The organism is Streptomyces sp. CNZ301, assembly GCF_004217425.1.
This window is the reverse complement of sequence record NZ_SHLG01000001.1, coordinates 4,201,809-4,216,229: the sequence shown is the minus strand read 5'-3', so window position 1 is coordinate 4,216,229 and position 14,421 is coordinate 4,201,809. Positions and strand designations below refer to the sequence as shown.

Sequence of the window (14,421 nt, the reverse complement as noted above, 5' to 3'; positions counted from 1 at the left end):
GTCGATGCTGCCGGTTGGCGCTATCGAGAGCCCGGCGTTCGTCCGGCCGGGGCCTCGCCGGTGCCCGCGAGGCGGTCCATGGCGCGGGCCTGGACCTCGCGCTCGGCCGCCGCTGCTATGAAGGCGGCGGCCTGCTCGGCGCCGACCAGTTCCCTCACGGCGGCCAGAGTCGCGGCGGGGACCCGCACCGGCTCCCCGGCCAGGGCCTCCGTGTCCGCCGTCTGCGTGTCCGCCGTCTCCGTGCCTGCCGTCTCCGGGACCGACGCTTCTGCGTCTGCCGCTTCTGCATCTGCCGCTTCTGCGGCGGTCGCACGCGGGGCGGTCGCACGCCTCGCCGGTGCTTCCGTGCTCGGTGCCGTGCCCGGCGCTTCTCTGACCGACGCACCCGGGTCGGCGCCGCATGGCCGGGCCCCCGGCCCCCGCAGGCCGGTGGCTCCCCCGCCGGGCCGCGCGTCCTCCGGCCAGCACCCGTCCCACTCCGCCCCGCCCGACCCCGCGTCCTCCACGCCGTCCGCTGCCCGCCGCAGGTGTTCGCGAAGGCTGCGGGAGGCGAACGTCCGCATGGCGCGGGCCAGTTCGGCGTCCACCGTCTTCTTCGCCAGCGGGCGCAGGCGCCGTACGAGACCGGCCGCCTCCGAGGCGTCCTCGTCCGAAGGGCGGGGAGGCAGGCAGCGCCGGAAGATGTGCTCGTCGGTGAGTTCCATGAAGCGGGCCGCTATGCCCTCCACCTGGGTGCGCAGTTCGCGCAGGTGCTCGGTGAGCGCGAGCAACGGCACGCCCGCCCGGTGCAGTTCGGCGGCCACGGCAAGCTCCTGCGGGCTGGGGAGAAGATACTCGCCCGGCCTTTCGGGCAGCGGCACCAACACCCCCAGCTCGACCGCCTCCGCCACGGCGCCGTCGGTGTCGCCGGAGCCCTCGCCGAAGAGTTCGTCCAGTCCGGAGCGGGTCATGCGCTCCGGCTCCTCGTCCGTCCACGGCCCCTCGACCTCCGAGACGAGCCCCAGGACACCGCTCAGCCCGCGGCCTTCGTCCCACGCCTCCAGCAGTTCCTTGATGGACGCGAGCGTGTACCCCCGCTCCAGCAGTGCGGATATCTGCCTCAGCCGTGTCAGGTGGGTGTCGTCGTAGACGTTGGCCCGCCCGCGTCTGCCGGGCCGGGGGAGGAGGCCCCGGTCCTGGTAGGCGCGGATCGTGCGGACGGTGGCCCCGCTGTGCCCCGCCAGGTCCTCGATACGGTACTCACCGCCGGTGCTGCGTTCGGCGAGGTCGTTCGGGCCCCCCGTCACAGCGGTGGCTCGATCCGCGCGATGCCCCGCAGTACGCGCGGAGCGACCCGGGAGAGCGCCCGGACGACGCGGGCCTCCGGCGTCACCGGGGCCACCGCCTGGTTGCGCACGACCGCCCGCAAGATGGCCTTCGCGGCCTTCTCCGGCGGATAGTTGCGCAGCTTGTACAGGCGGGCCACCCGCTCCCGGCGGCGTTGCTGCGCCGCCTCGTCGAGGCCGACGAAGCGTGCCGTCCTGGTGATGTCGGTGTCGACCGGACCGGGACAGACCGCGGTGACACCGATGCCCCGCCCTGCCAGCTCGGCGCGCAGGCACTCGCTGAGCATCAGGACCGCGGCCTTCGACGTGCCGTACGCGGGCAGCAGCCGCGTGGGCTGGTAGGCCGCCTCCGAGGCGACGTTGACGATGTGCCCGCCCTGGCCCCGGTCCGCCATCTGCCTGCCGAAGAGGCGGCAGCCGTGGATGACGCCCCACAGATTGACGTCCAGCGTCCGCTTCCAGTCCTCGACTGTGGTGTCGAGGAAGGGACCGGAGACGCCTATGCCGGCGTTGTTGACGAGGACGTCGACGACCCCGTGGTCCGCCGCGACCCTGGCGGCCAGCTTCTCCATCTGGTGCTGGTCGCTGACGTCGGCCGTCTCGGCGCAGGCCCGCGGGGCTCCGGCCCGCTCAGCCGACTCGGCGGTGCGCGCGGCCCGTTCGCCGTCGACGTCGACCGCCACGATCCGCGCACCGGCAGCGGCGAAAGCGAGGGCCGTGGCTCTGCCGATGCCGCTTCCTGCCCCGGTGACCAGCACGAGTGAACCGCCGAACCGCTCCGCGTACGGGCCGCCGCCCGCGTACACGCGCACGGGCTCGTCGGGGCCGGCGGCCCTGCCGGACTCCTGCGCGTCGACGAAGTCGCCGATCCAGACGGCGAGTTGATCGGGCCGGCTGCGCGGGATCCAGTGCTTGGCGTCCAGGGTCCGCCGGACGAGGCCGGGCGCCCACGACTCGACGTCGTCGTACAGCCGCTCACTCAGGAAGGCGTCGCGAGTCGGGGTGATCATCTGGACGGGCACATGGGCGTGGCAGTCCTCGCGGGGGTGCCGCAGCCTGAAGCGGACGTTGTCGCGGTAGAGCCATGCGCCGTGCGCGGCGTCGCGCGCGAGCGAGGACGTGGGGTAGTCGTCGGCCGGAAGCTTCTCGGCCCTGCGCAGCAGCTTCGGCCAGGCCCGCGACAGCGGCCCCCGCCACGCCAGTTCCGGCAGCACCGGGGTGTGCAGCATGTAGATGTACCAGGAGCGGGCACCCTGGCCGACGGCCTGCACGAGCCGCCGCGGCGTGGGCCGCCTCACCCGCTTCCTGATCCAGTGGCCGAAGTGGTCGAGGGACGGGCCCGACATCGAGGTGAACGAGGCGATCCGGCCCCTGGTCTCTGCCGAGGTGGCGAACTCCCAGCCCTGCACGGAACCCCAGTCGTGCCCCACCACGTGCACGGGCCGCCCGGGGGACACCGCGCCCGCGACGGTCAAAAAGTCCTGCGTCAGCTTCTCGAGCGTGAAACCGCCGCGCAGCGGCTTCGGGGCGGAGGAGCGGCCGCAGCCGCGGACGTCGTAGAGCACCACGTGGAACCGGTCACTCAGCCGCGGGGCGACCCTCGACCAGACCTCCTTGCTGTCCGGGTAGCCGTGGATCAGCACCACTGTGGGGGCCTCCGGCTCGCCCAGCTCCGCCACGCACAGCTCGACGCCCTCCGGCGTGCGCACACGTCGCTCCCGCGCGCCCTCCAGCCCCGAGTCCGCGTCCGCACGCGGGCCCCGACCCGCACCCGTGTCCGGCCCACGGGAAGGCTTCCGGCGCCGACCCGCGCCCTGCTCCCCGCCCGCGCCGCCGGTCACGCCGCCGTTCCGCTCGCCCACAGTTCCCCCAGCCCTTCGAGGCGGGTCAGGACCCACGTCTCCACCTCGCCGCGTATCCGACACCGGTCAATGTGACAACGGACGATGGCGGAGTCAACAGACCGCTCAAGCCTGTGGACAACTGCGGTGGTCCATGGGCGGACCGCCTGACCCACGGGGTTTTCGCCTGCCTTGTCCTACGACCCCCTTAAGGGAGCATCACCCTTCGGTACCAGTCGCATCCAGCCCCCCAGAGGGACGTGACACACGGCCCTGAGGCCATAGCGTCTGGAGGGTGACTGTGATTGCTATCGAAAGCCTGACCAAGCGGTACCCACGGGTGACCGCGCTGGACCGGCTGACCGTGGGCATCACACCGGGTGTTACCGGCCTGGTGGGCGCCAACGGGGCCGGAAAGTCGACCCTCATCAAGATCCTGCTCGGTCTCTCCCCCGCGACCCAGGGCGGCGCGACCGTCCTCGGACTGGACGTGGCACAGGAGGGCGAGGCGATCCGCGAGCGCGTCGGATACATGCCCGAGCACGACTGCCTGCCGCCCGACGTCTCCGCGACCGAGTTCGTCGTCCACATGGCGCGCATGTCCGGGCTCCCCTTCACCGCCGCGCGTGAACGCACGGCCGACACCCTGCGCCACGTCGGTCTGTACGAGGAGCGCTACCGCCCCATGGGCGGCTATTCGACGGGCATGAAGCAGCGCGTCAAGCTCGCGCAGGCTCTCGTGCACGACCCGAAGCTGGTGCTGCTGGACGAGCCGACCAACGGCCTCGACCCCGTCGGCCGCGACGAGATGCTCGCGCTGATCCGCCGCGTCCACACGGACTTCGGCATCTCGGTGCTCGTCACGTCCCACCTGCTGGGCGAGCTGGAACGCACCTGCGACCACGTCGTCGTCATCGACGGCGGCAAACTGCTGCGTGCCTCCAGCACGGCCGACTTCACCAAGAGCACCGCGTCCCTGGCGGTGGAGGTGACCGACACCGACGCCCACCCGGACGGGACGGAGGCCCTGCGCTCCGCGCTCGCCGCCGCCGGTCTGTCCGCGCAGTCCCCCGGCACGGCGGGCGCGCCCGGCGCGGGACATGTGCTCATGGTCGACGCCACCGACGAGTCGGCGTACGACACCGTCCGCGACACCGTCATAGAACTCGGCCTCGGCCTGGTGCGGATGGAACAGCGCCGCCACCACATCGCGGAGGTCTTCAACTCTGAGCCCGGCGCCGGAGCTTCGGCCCACTCCGCCGACGCCGCGGCCGGCTCCGGAGCTCCCGCGGCCGGCCGTGAACTCCAGCCGCAGAAGGGAGGCAGCGGCGATGTCGCCTGAGCCTCACGGCAGCACGCCCGTCGCGACCGCCGGCAAGCCGCCGGGGCAGCGCGGCGAGGACGTCATCCACAACATCGGCTACCGCAACTACGAGGGCCCGCGCCTGGGCCGCGGCTATGCCCGCACCTCGCTCTTCGCGCAGTCGCTGCGCGGCGCCTACGGACTCGGCCGGTCGGCCAAGTCCAAGGTGCTGCCCATGATTCTCTTCGCGGTCATGTGCGTGCCCGCCGCGATCGTCGTCGCCGTCACGGTCTTCACCAAGGCCAAGGAGATGCCGATCGACTACAACGCGTACGTCATCCAGATGCAGCCCGTCATCGGCGTCTACATCGCCGCCATGGCGCCGCAGGCCGTCTCTCTCGACCTGCGCTTCCGCGTCGTGCCGCTGTACTTCTCGCGTCCCATCCGGCGCGGGGACTACGTCGGCGCCAAGTACGCCGCGCTCGCCGCCGCGATCTTCGTCTTCACGGCGACGTCCGTCCTCATCCTCTACGTCGGGGCGATGCTGGCGAAGCTCGACTTCGGCGACGAGACGAAGGGCTTCGCGTACGGACTCGTCTGCTGCGCCGTCTTCTCGGTGCTGCACGCCGGCCTCGCCCTCGCGGTGGCCGCGGCGACACCGAGGCGCGGCTTCGGGGTCGCCGCCATCATCGCCGTGCTGACGATCCCCTACATGCTCGTCAGCGCCCTGCAGGGGATCAGCGCCTCCCAGGACAACACCTCCGCCATCGGCTGGATCGGCCTGGCGTCGCCGGGGTCGCTCATCGACGGCCTGCAGAGCAAGTTCCTGGACGGCACGCACGCCTTCCCGGGCGGCCCGCCGGACCTGACGAACGCGCAGGCGTCCGCGTACGCCTTGCTCACCGCCGTACTCGTCGCCGGCACCTACGCCCTGCTGCTGCGCCGCTACCGAAAGGCCGGGCTGTGACCGCCCTCCCGTCACCCACCGCCACCCTTCGAAGGAATGGGCTGCGCCCATGAGCATTCTTCATATCGACCACACCTCCCGCTGGTTCGGGAACGTCGTCGCCGTCAACGACATCACCATGGACATCGGCCCGGGCGTGACGGGCCTGCTGGGCCCGAACGGTGCGGGCAAGTCCACGCTGATCAACATGATGGGCGGGTTCCTGCCGCCGTCGACGGGGACCGTCACGCTGGACGGGGCGCCGATCTGGCGCAACCAGGCGGCCTACAAGGAGATCGGCCTCGTCCCCGAGCGTGAGGGGATGTACGACTTCCTCACCGGCTGGGACTTCGTACTGGCCAACGCCGAGCTGCACAAGCTGGCCGACCCGGCGGCGGCCGCCCGCAGGGCGCTGGCCACCGTCGAGATGGAGCAGGCGCAGGACCGCAAGATCTCCACGTACAGCAAGGGCATGCGCCAGCGCGTGAAGATGGCGTCCGCGCTGGTGCACGACCCGTCGGTGCTGCTGCTCGACGAGCCGTTCAACGGCATGGACCCGCGTCAGCGCATGCAGCTGATGCAGCTGCTGCGGCAGATGGGGGACGCGGGCCGCACGGTGCTCTTCTCCTCGCACATCCTGGAGGAGGTCGAGCAGCTCGCGTCCCACATCGAGGTCGTCGTCGCCGGCAGGCACGCGGCCAGCGGCGACTTCCGCAAGATCCGCCGCCTGATGACGGACCGCCCGCACCGCTACCTCGTACGCTCCAGCGACGACCGGCACCTCGCGGCGGCCCTCATCGCCGACGACTCCACGGCGGCCATCGAGCTGGACTGGAACGAGAAGGCACTGCAGATCCAGGCCATCGACTTCGGCCGGTTCACGCAGGTCCTTCCCCGGCTCGCCCGCGAGCACGGCATCCGGCTCTACACGGTCTCGCCCTCGGACGAGTCCCTGGAGAGCGTCTTCTCGTACCTCGTCGCGGCCTGAAGGGAGCCCTCTCGATGTACAACACGACAGTCGCACGGCTCACCTGGAGGGCCCTGCTCGGACGCCGCCGCGCACTGCTGCTCTGCGCGCTTCCGGCGCTGCTGCTCCTCGTCGCCGTGGCGGTGCGCCTGCTCGGCGATGTGGACGACGACGTCACCAAGCAGCTGCTGGGCGGCTTCGCGATGGCCACGATCGTGCCGCTCATCGGCGTCGTCGCCGGTACCGGCGCCATCGGCCCGGAGATCGACGACGGCTCGGTCGTCTACCTGCTGGCCAAACCGATCAGGCGATCCAGCATCGTCGTGACGAAGCTGCTGGTCGCGATCGGTGTGACGGTCGCCTTCTCGGCCGTCCCCATGTTCCTCGCGGGCTACATCCTCAACGGCAACGGGCAGCAGATCGCCGTGGCCTACGCGGCCGCCGCGGCCGCGGCATCCGTCGCCTACAGCGCGCTGTTCCTGCTGCTGGGCACCGTCTCACGGCACGCCGTGGTGTTCGGCCTGGTCTACGCGCTGATCTGGGAGGCACTCTTCGGCAGCCTGGTGCCGGGGGCGCGTGAGCTGTCCGTGCAGCAGTGGGCCCTGACGCTGGCGCAGAAGGTCGGCGGCAGCGGCGCGGGCATCACCTCGGAGGTCGGCACGGCCACGGGTGTGACGCTGCTGGTCGTCGCCACCCTGGGAGGCGCCTGGTACGCGGCCCGCAGGCTGCGCGTCTTCACCCTCGCCGGGGAGGAGTGAGACCGCCTTCCCGCCGGCGTCATCCGGCGTCATCCGGCGGAACGACGAACGGGGCCACGGTCACGCGACCGTGGCCCCGTTCGCCTCCCCCCGTCACGGGCCGCCGAGCGGCAGCCGTCGCGGCGCGGGCGCCTCGCGTCAACGAGCGCCGGCCGGTCGCCCGGCAGATGAGACGCCGGAAACGCTCCGTCGCCGGCGCGGCTAACGTGGGCTCATGTCATCAGCGAGCCGCTACACGTACCTCGGTCCCGAGGGGACCTTCACCGAGGCCGCCCTGCGCACCCTCCCGGAAGCCGCCACCCGCGAACTGATCCCGATGGTGTCCGTGCCCGTGGCCCTCGACGCCGTACGCAACGGCGAGGCCGCGGCGGCCTTCGTCCCGATCGAGAACTCGGTGGAGGGCGGCGTCACCGCGACGCTCGACGAGCTGGCGAGCGGCCGCCCGCTGATGATCTACCGCGAGGTCCTGCTGCCCATCGCCTTCGCGCTGCTGGCCCGCCCGGGAACGCCGCTGGAGAGCATCAAGACCGTGACGGGTCACCCGGTGGCGCAGCCGCAGGTCCGGCGCTGGATGGCGGAGCACATCCCCGACGCGCTGTGGGAGTCCGCGGCGTCCAACGCGGACGGTGCGCGGCTGGTGCAGGAGGGCCGCTACGACGCGGCGTTCGCCGGTGAGTTCGCGGCGGCCACGTACGGGCTCGAGCCGCTGGTGACGGACATCCACGACGCGGACAACGCGGCGACCCGCTTCGTCCTCGTGGGACGCCCGGCGCGGCCGGCGGCCGCGACCGGCTCGGACAAGACCTCGGTCGTCTTCTGGCTGCGCGACGACCATCCCGGTGCGCTGCTGGAGGTGCTTCAGGAGTTCGCGTCGCGCGGCGTGAACATGATGCGCATCGAGTCGCGGCCGACGGGCGAGGGGATCGGCCGCTACTGCTTCTCGGTGGACTGCGAGGGCCATCTGCAGGACCGCCGGGTGGGGGACGTGCTCATGGGCCTGAAGCGCGCTTGCGAACAGGTGCGCTATCTCGGCTCGTATCCGCGTGCGGACGGCGGCCACGCTCCGGAGCGTCCGGGGACGACGGACGCCGAGTTCGTGGAGGCTGCCGACTGGCTGACGCGGTGCCTGGACGGGCGGGGCTGAACGAGGCCGTGCGGCGCTGTGCAGGGACATCCGGTGCGGCGCCCAAAGTTATCCACAGGCTCTCGGGTGGGTTGTGTACAACTAGAGGGAGCAAAACGGGCGTTACGGACAAAGCCGCATGGAGACCACAAACGCATCCCCAACGCGTGGCGTGCGGTTTCGTCACTGCAATTCCCTCAGATCCCTCTTCCGTGTGAGTCAACCCCCCTCGAATGAGTGCTTATTACAGGTTTGTTCCGGGATCTCCCGGGTGGCGGCCGATTCCCAGGAACGATCTCCTCCGCAATCCACAACCCCTCGGCGTCTCCTGTGGATAACAACGCGAGGAGTTGCGTGCTCTGTGGATAAGTTCTCCGCCCCGCTGTTGTCCGACGCTTCCTCAACTCCCTTCGTGGAGCGGTGAGATGGCAGGTGGGAGCGCCTGCGACGGTCATCTGCGCCTCCCGTCGGCGATGCCGCCGGCCGCCCCGCGCACCGCCCCGATTCCGCTACGGCGTCCCCGTTTCCGCGAATCCCACGGGCAGGTACTCGGTCGAGCCGACGCGGTCCCACCGGTACTCTGGCGGGGTGATTGACCTCCGACTCCTCCGCGACGACCCCGACCGCGTCCGCGAATCCCAGCGCTCCCGTGGAGAGGACGTCGGCATCGTCGACGCCCTCCTCGCCGCCGACGAACGGCGAAGGTCGTCCGGTGTCAGGTTCGACGAACTGCGCTCCGAGCAGAAGCAGCTGGGCAAGCTGATCCCCAGGGCGGACGGCGACGAGAAGGCCGAACTGCTCAAGAAGGCAGGCGAGTTGTCCGCCGCCGTGAAGGCCGCCGACGCCGAGCAGAACGAGGCCGCCGAGGAGACCCAGCGCCTGCTGCGCCAGCTCGGCAACGTCGTGTATCCCGATGTGCCGGTCGGCGGCGAGGAGGACTTCACCGTCCGCGAGACGATCGGCTCGCCCCGCGACTTCGCCGCGGAGGGCTTCGAGCCGAAGGACCACCTCGAACTCGGGCAGCTGCTCGGCGCGATCGACGTCGAGCGGGGCGCGAAGGTCTCCGGCTCGCGCTTCTACTACCTCACCGGCGTCGGTGCCCTGCTGGAACTCGCCCTGGTCAACGCCGCGATCGCCCAGGCCACCGAGGCGGGCTTCACGCCCATGCTGACCCCGGCACTCGTCAAGCCGCAGGCCATGGACGGCACCGGCTTCCTCGGCCAGGCCGCGCAGGACGTCTACCACCTGGAGAAGGACGAGCTGTACCTGGTCGGCACGTCCGAAGTCCCCCTCGCCGGCTACCACATGGACGAGATCATCGAGGCCTCGCGGCTGCCGCTGCGCTACGTCGCCTTCTCGCCCTGCTTCCGGCGCGAGGCGGGTTCGTACGGGAAGGACACCCGCGGCATCTTCCGCGTCCATCAGTTCGACAAGGTCGAGATGTTCTCGTACGTCGCGCCCGAGGACTCCGAGGCCGAGCATCTGCGCCTGCTGGAGTGGGAGAAGCAGTGGCTGACCGGGCTCGGGCTGCCCTTCCAGGTGATCGACGTGGCGACGGGCGACCTCGGCTCCTCCGCGGCCCGCAAGTACGACTGCGAGGCGTGGATCCCGACCCAGGGCAAGTACCGCGAGCTGACCTCGACCTCCGACTGCACCGAGTTCCAGTCCCGGCGGCTGTCGGTCCGGATGCGCGACGGCAAGCAGGTGCGCCCGCTGGCGACGCTCAACGGCACCCTTTGCGCGGTGCCCCGCACGATCGTCGCGCTGCTGGAGAACCACCAGCAGGCCGACGGTTCCGTCCGGGTGCCGGAACTGCTCCGCCCGTATCTGGGCGGGCGGGAGCTGCTGGAGCCGGTGAGCGAGTGACCGCGGAGACGGGCGTGCACAGCCGGTCCGGCGGCTCGGGGGCCGAGGGTCCGTTCCCGTACCGGCTGATCGCGACCGACCTCGACGGCACCCTGCTCCGGGACGACGCGACGGCCTCGCCCCGTACGCGCGAAGCGCTCGCCGCGGCGGCGGCGCGAGGCGCGGCGCACATCGTGGTGACCGGCCGGTCCGTGCCCTGGACGAAGCACATCCTGGCCGACCTGGGCTACACGGGCCTGGCGGTGTGCGGACAGGGTGCGCAGGTCTACGACGCGGGCGCCGAGCGCGTACTGACGTCGGTGACGCTGGACCGGAGGCTGGCACAGCTGGCCATCGCCAAGATCGAGGCGGAGACCGGCCCGCTGTCGGTGGCCGCATCGCAGGACGGCATGGACGGCCAGGTGCTGATCGGCCCCGGCTACCGCGAACAGGGCAAGGGCCTGCCGGTCGTCATGTGCACCCACCGGGACGAGCTGTGGGCGCAGCCGCTGAACAAGCTGTACCTCCAGCACCCCGGCCTCGGCGACGACGAACTGGCGAAGGCCGCGAGCATGGTGGCGGGCGACCTCGTGAGCATCACGATGTCGGGCGAGGACCTGGTGGAGATGATTCCGCTGGGGCTCAGCAAGGCGAAGGGCCTGTCGATCGCGGCGCGGCGGCTGGGCGTCCCGGCACGGGAGACGATCGCGTTCGGCGACATGCCGAACGATCTCCCCATGCTGGCGTGGGCCGCCCACGGCGTCGCGATGGCCAACGCGCACCCCGAGCTCCTCGCCGTCGCCGACGAGATCACCGAATCCAACGAGGCGGACGGCATCGCCGTGCTGCTGGAGCGGCTGCTCGCCGCCTGAACCGGAGTCCGGCGGGGCCCGGCGTGCCCTACCGGTAGCCCTGGCCGTCCCTTCACGGCCCGCCGTACAGGGCGGTGACGGACGCTGCGGCGCCGGCGAGTTCGGTGCGGGCCTCCGCCGGTCCGGTGACCTCGACGTCCGCGCCGAACTGCAGTAGCTGGCGGACGGCGGAGAGCACCGGGTAGGCGATCTCGACGGGCACCCACTCGTCGTCACCGGGTTCCGCTGCCCCCTCCCCGGCCGCCGCCCGGTCGTGCACGTCCATCACGAACGGGCCGACGATCCGCCGGAACATCTCCAGGCGCGGACGGCGGACGCGCGCCTCGATCCGTACCTTCGCGGGCCGTTCCTCCACCTGGCGCCGCAACACCTCCCAGGCGTCGGCGAGTTCGACGCCCTTCCTCCGCTGCACGGGAGCCTCCGTCACCGTCGCGTCCAGGACGCGGTCCGCGCGGAAGAGCTGGGCACGGCCGCGCCGGTCCGCCACGAGGTACCAGGTGCCGGCCTTCGCCACCAGTCCGTACGGGTCGACCGTGTAGGTGTGCGTGGTGGTCTCGCCGCCGTGCCTGTAGCGGATGCGCACTCGCCGGTCCGTGAAGACGGCCGTGTTGAGGGTGTCGAGGTCGACGGACGGCCGCGGCCGGGCCAGCCACCTGTCGGGGTCGACGAGGATGCGGCGGCTGGTGAGTTCCGCGGCGGGCCTGTGCGGGGCGGGCAGCGCGGCCATGACCTTGCGCAGGGCGGAACCGAGTGCGCCGTCCAGACCCAGGGCCGAGTGTGCGCCCTGTGCGGCGAGTACGAACAGCGCGCGAGCCTCGTCCGAGGTGAGGCCGGTGACGTCGGTGCGGAACCCTGCGAGCAGCGAGATGCCGCCATGCCTGCCGCGTTCGGCGTAGACGGGGACGCCGGCGGTGGAGAGGGACTCGATGTCGCGGTAGATGGTGCGCGTGGAGACCTCCAGGCGGCGTGCGAGTTCGTCGGCGGGCACGCGGCCACGGGTCTGGAGAAGCAGGAGGATCGAGAGCAGGCGGTCCGACTTCACACTCGCCAGCATGCCGGAAAACCTGACGGCCGGTGTCAGGAAAAGGCGGGAAGGTCTCTGCGTACGCAGGCCACGCCGCCGGCACGGCCGGCACCGCAGGCCGCCCCGGGCCCGTGGTGTGCGCCTGCGCGTCCCGGGACCGGAGGGGGCCGAGTCCGTGCCCCGGCTTCCGGCACACCTGATGCGTCCGGTCCGCCTGCCCGTGCCGCCTGACCTCCCGAGTCCGAACGGAGCCCTTCCCATGAACGCCGATCCGTCCGCCGCCACCCCGGACCCCGCGATCGATCCCCGGCCCGTCCACGAACGGGCAGCCGAACAGATGGCCCGCCTCTTCGACGCGGTCGGGCCCGGAGCCCTCACCACTCCCACCCCGTGCGCCGGGTTCGATGTGGGCAGCCTGCTGAGCCACGTGGTGGGAGGCACGCTCCGCACCGCACAGGCCGGTGAGGGCGGCGGTCCCGGCGAGGTCGACCCGGACGCCCGGGTCGACTCGGGGCTCTCCGGCGTACCGGAGAAGGGCTGGCGGGAGCCGTACGCGCAGGCCCGCGAGCGGTTCGCGGCAGCCTGGGCCGACGACGCGAAGCTCGACGCGCCGGTCACCGTCCCGTGGGGCACCATGCCGGGCCGGTTCGCGCTGGCGGGCTGCGTGATGGAAGTCGTCACGCACTCCTGGGACCTGGCGCAGGCGCTCGGACGGCAGGATCTGCTGGACCCTGCACTGGGCACGTTCGCGCTGGGCGTGGCCCGTCGGGCGGTCCCGGAGGAGCGCGGTGAGGGCGTGCCGTTCGGGCCTCCGGTGAGCGTTCCCGAGGACGCGGACGACTACAGCCGCCTGGCTGCCTGGCTGGGCCGCGAATGGGATGCGGGCGCGAGGACCGGCGGCGACGGCCCGGCCGTCCCCCCGGAGGAGAGGCAGGACGGCGCGCGTGGGTGACGGTTCGCCAACGGCCGCATCGCGGGCGGCAGTTCCCGCGTTCCCCGCCGGACGCGTCCGCGGCCCGCTCCTGCTGCCCTCCGACGAGCGGTACCTCGGCGAGGTCTCCGGCTTCCAGTCGGGTTACCGGCACCACCCGGACCTGGTCGTCTGCGCGACGGAGGCCGCCGATGTCTCGGCCGCGGTGGAGTACGCGGCCGAGCACCGGCTGCCTCTGGCCGTGCAGGCGACCGGCCACGGTCTGTCCGTGCCGCTGCCGGGCGGTGTGCTGGTCAGCACCCGCCGCATGACGGACGTGCGTGTGAACGCCGGTGCCCGCACCGCGTGGATCGGAGCGGGGGTGCGCTGGGGCGAAGTCGTCGAGGAGGCCGGACGGTTCGGGCTCGCCCCGCTGAGCGGCTCCGGTCCCGGGGTCGGCGCGGTCTCGTACACCCTGCACGGCGGCGTCGGGCTGCTGGCCCGCGAGTTCGGGTACGCCGCCGACCATGTGAGCGCCGCCGAGGTCGTCACGTCCGACGGGCGGGTGCGGCACGTCACCGCGGAAAGCGATCCGGAACTCTTCCGGTCGCTGCGCGGCGGGGGAGGCAACTTCGGTGTCGTGACAGGCCTGGAGATCGGGCTGGTACCCGTCGAGCGGTTCTACGGCGGCCAGTTGATGTTCGACGGCGGGTCGGCGGAGGACGTGATGGAGGCGTGGCGGGAGTGGACGGCGACCGTTCCGGAACGCCTGACCTCGTCGGTGACCGTGATGACCTACCCGGACATCCCGGTTCTCCCCGGCCATCTGCGCGGCAGACACGTGGCGCAGGTGCAGATCGCGTACGACGGCGACGAGGCGGACGGTGAGCGGCTGATCGCACCGCTGCGCGCGGCCGGCCCGCGCATCGCGGAGACGTTGCGGACGATGCCGTACACCGAATCCTGGAGCGTCTACAAAGAACCGGACCGGCCGCACTCCTACGAGGGCGCCAACGCGCTGCTCGGGAAGGAGCTGCCGGACCGGGCGACACTGCGTTCCGTGCTGGAGGCGACCGGCCCGGAGGCGCCGGCGATGGTTGTGCTCGGCCTGCGCCACATGGGCGGCGCCCTCTCGCGGCAGCCCGCGGTGCCGAACGCCGTGGGAGGACGCGACGCGGGCTATCTGCTGGTGGTGCTGGCGGTCCCGGCCGGTTCCCCGTCCGGCGAGCTGCGCCGGGTCCAGGAGCGGGTGCTGGCAGCGGTGGCACCGTGGACGGTCGGCTCGAACCTCAACTTCCGCTACGGGCGTTCAGCGTGGGCCGTGCCCGGTGGAACGGCAGCCGCGTTCTCGCCGGGCGACCGCGCGCGTCTCACCGCGCAGAAGGCGTCGGCCGACCCGTCGAACCTCTTCCGCTTCCACCACGTGCCCCTGGCCCGGGAGCAGCCGCGGGGGCGGCACGGTCCGTAGCGCGGGGACAGAGCGGCAGAGCAACGCGCCGGGACGGAC

The 14,421-nt window shown here is 72.0% G+C and carries 12 protein-coding genes; 9 read left to right on the top strand and 3 right to left on the bottom strand.

What is annotated here, in order from left to right:
- Window positions 1–20: 20 nt before the first annotated feature.
- Together EV375_RS18200 and EV375_RS18195 are read right to left on the bottom strand one after the other, a co-directional pair.
- Entirely contained in the window at window positions 21–1,286 is a 1,266-nt protein-coding gene (locus EV375_RS18200) for a MerR family transcriptional regulator (RefSeq protein WP_130300363.1), read from the bottom strand.
- The gene (locus EV375_RS18195; RefSeq protein ID WP_486588563.1) at window positions 1,283–3,034 is read right to left on the bottom strand and encodes an SDR family oxidoreductase; all 1,752 of its coding nucleotides are present in this window, start codon (window positions 3,032–3,034) and stop codon (window positions 1,283–1,285) included. Before EV375_RS18195 ends, EV375_RS18200 begins: the two co-directional genes overlap by 4 nt.
- A 433-nt stretch (window positions 3,035–3,467) precedes the next feature.
- On the opposite strand from EV375_RS18195, the gene EV375_RS18190 reads away from it, so the two are divergent.
- The 7 genes from EV375_RS18190 to EV375_RS18160 all read left to right on the top strand — a co-directional run bounded on the left by EV375_RS18190 (window position 3,468) and on the right by EV375_RS18160 (window position 10,980).
- A complete protein-coding gene (locus tag EV375_RS18190; protein ID WP_130301937.1) occupies window positions 3,468–4,508 on the top strand; it encodes an ABC transporter ATP-binding protein in 1,041 nt (346 codons plus the stop codon).
- The gene (locus tag EV375_RS18185) at window positions 4,498–5,436 is read left to right on the top strand and encodes an ABC transporter permease subunit (protein ID WP_130300362.1); all 939 of its coding nucleotides are present in this window, start codon (window positions 4,498–4,500) and stop codon (window positions 5,434–5,436) included. The genes EV375_RS18190 and EV375_RS18185 overlap by 11 nt, the downstream gene beginning before the upstream one ends.
- 49 nt (window positions 5,437–5,485) lie before the next feature.
- The gene (locus tag EV375_RS18180; protein WP_130300361.1) at window positions 5,486–6,403 is read left to right on the top strand and encodes an ABC transporter ATP-binding protein; all 918 of its coding nucleotides are present in this window, start codon (window positions 5,486–5,488) and stop codon (window positions 6,401–6,403) included.
- 14 nt (window positions 6,404–6,417) lie between these two features.
- Window positions 6,418–7,140 (top strand): ABC transporter permease subunit, encoded by a 723-nt coding sequence (locus EV375_RS18175; RefSeq protein ID WP_130300360.1) that lies wholly within the window; start codon window positions 6,418–6,420, stop codon window positions 7,138–7,140.
- 214 nt (window positions 7,141–7,354) lie between these two features.
- The gene (pheA, locus tag EV375_RS18170) at window positions 7,355–8,284 is read left to right on the top strand and encodes a prephenate dehydratase (RefSeq protein ID WP_055484653.1); all 930 of its coding nucleotides are present in this window, start codon (window positions 7,355–7,357) and stop codon (window positions 8,282–8,284) included.
- 567 nt (window positions 8,285–8,851) lie between these two features.
- On the top strand, window positions 8,852–10,129 hold the full coding sequence (serS, locus tag EV375_RS18165) for a serine--tRNA ligase (RefSeq protein ID WP_130300359.1): 1,278 nt from the start codon (window positions 8,852–8,854) through the stop codon (window positions 10,127–10,129).
- Window positions 10,126–10,980: an HAD family hydrolase gene (locus EV375_RS18160; protein WP_486588562.1), complete on the top strand. Its 855-nt coding sequence runs from the start codon at window positions 10,126–10,128 to the stop codon at window positions 10,978–10,980. The genes serS and EV375_RS18160 overlap by 4 nt, the downstream gene beginning before the upstream one ends.
- Window positions 10,981–11,032: 52 nt before the next feature.
- On the opposite strand, the gene EV375_RS18155 is transcribed toward EV375_RS18160, so the two are convergent.
- Window positions 11,033–12,022: a helix-turn-helix transcriptional regulator gene (locus EV375_RS18155; protein WP_130301935.1), complete on the bottom strand. Its 990-nt coding sequence runs from the start codon at window positions 12,020–12,022 to the stop codon at window positions 11,033–11,035.
- Between the two features lie 241 nt (window positions 12,023–12,263).
- Between EV375_RS18155 and EV375_RS18150 the strand changes: the two genes are divergently transcribed.
- Both EV375_RS18150 and EV375_RS18145 read left to right on the top strand, forming a co-directional pair.
- The gene (locus tag EV375_RS18150) at window positions 12,264–12,956 is read left to right on the top strand and encodes a TIGR03086 family metal-binding protein (RefSeq protein ID WP_130300358.1); all 693 of its coding nucleotides are present in this window, start codon (window positions 12,264–12,266) and stop codon (window positions 12,954–12,956) included.
- Complete coding sequence (locus EV375_RS18145) at window positions 12,949–14,382, top strand: FAD-binding oxidoreductase (RefSeq protein WP_486588561.1); 1,434 nt, start codon at window positions 12,949–12,951, stop codon at window positions 14,380–14,382. The genes EV375_RS18150 and EV375_RS18145 overlap by 8 nt, the downstream gene beginning before the upstream one ends.
- Window positions 14,383–14,421: the final 39 nt, after the last annotated feature.

Bases quoted from the DNA above. Each gene is read 5' to 3' on its own strand.
- EV375_RS18185 (WP_130300362.1), top strand. From the start codon at position 4,498: ATGTCGCCTGAGCCTCACGGCAGCACGCCCGTCGCGACCGCCGGCAAG.
- EV375_RS18180 (WP_130300361.1), top strand. From the start codon at position 5,486: ATGAGCATTCTTCATATCGACCACACCTCCCGCTGGTTCGGGAACGTC.
- EV375_RS18175 (WP_130300360.1), top strand. From the start codon at position 6,418: ATGTACAACACGACAGTCGCACGGCTCACCTGGAGGGCCCTGCTCGGA.
- pheA (WP_055484653.1), top strand. From the start codon at position 7,355: ATGTCATCAGCGAGCCGCTACACGTACCTCGGTCCCGAGGGGACCTTC.
- EV375_RS18150 (WP_130300358.1), top strand. From the start codon at position 12,264: ATGAACGCCGATCCGTCCGCCGCCACCCCGGACCCCGCGATCGATCCC.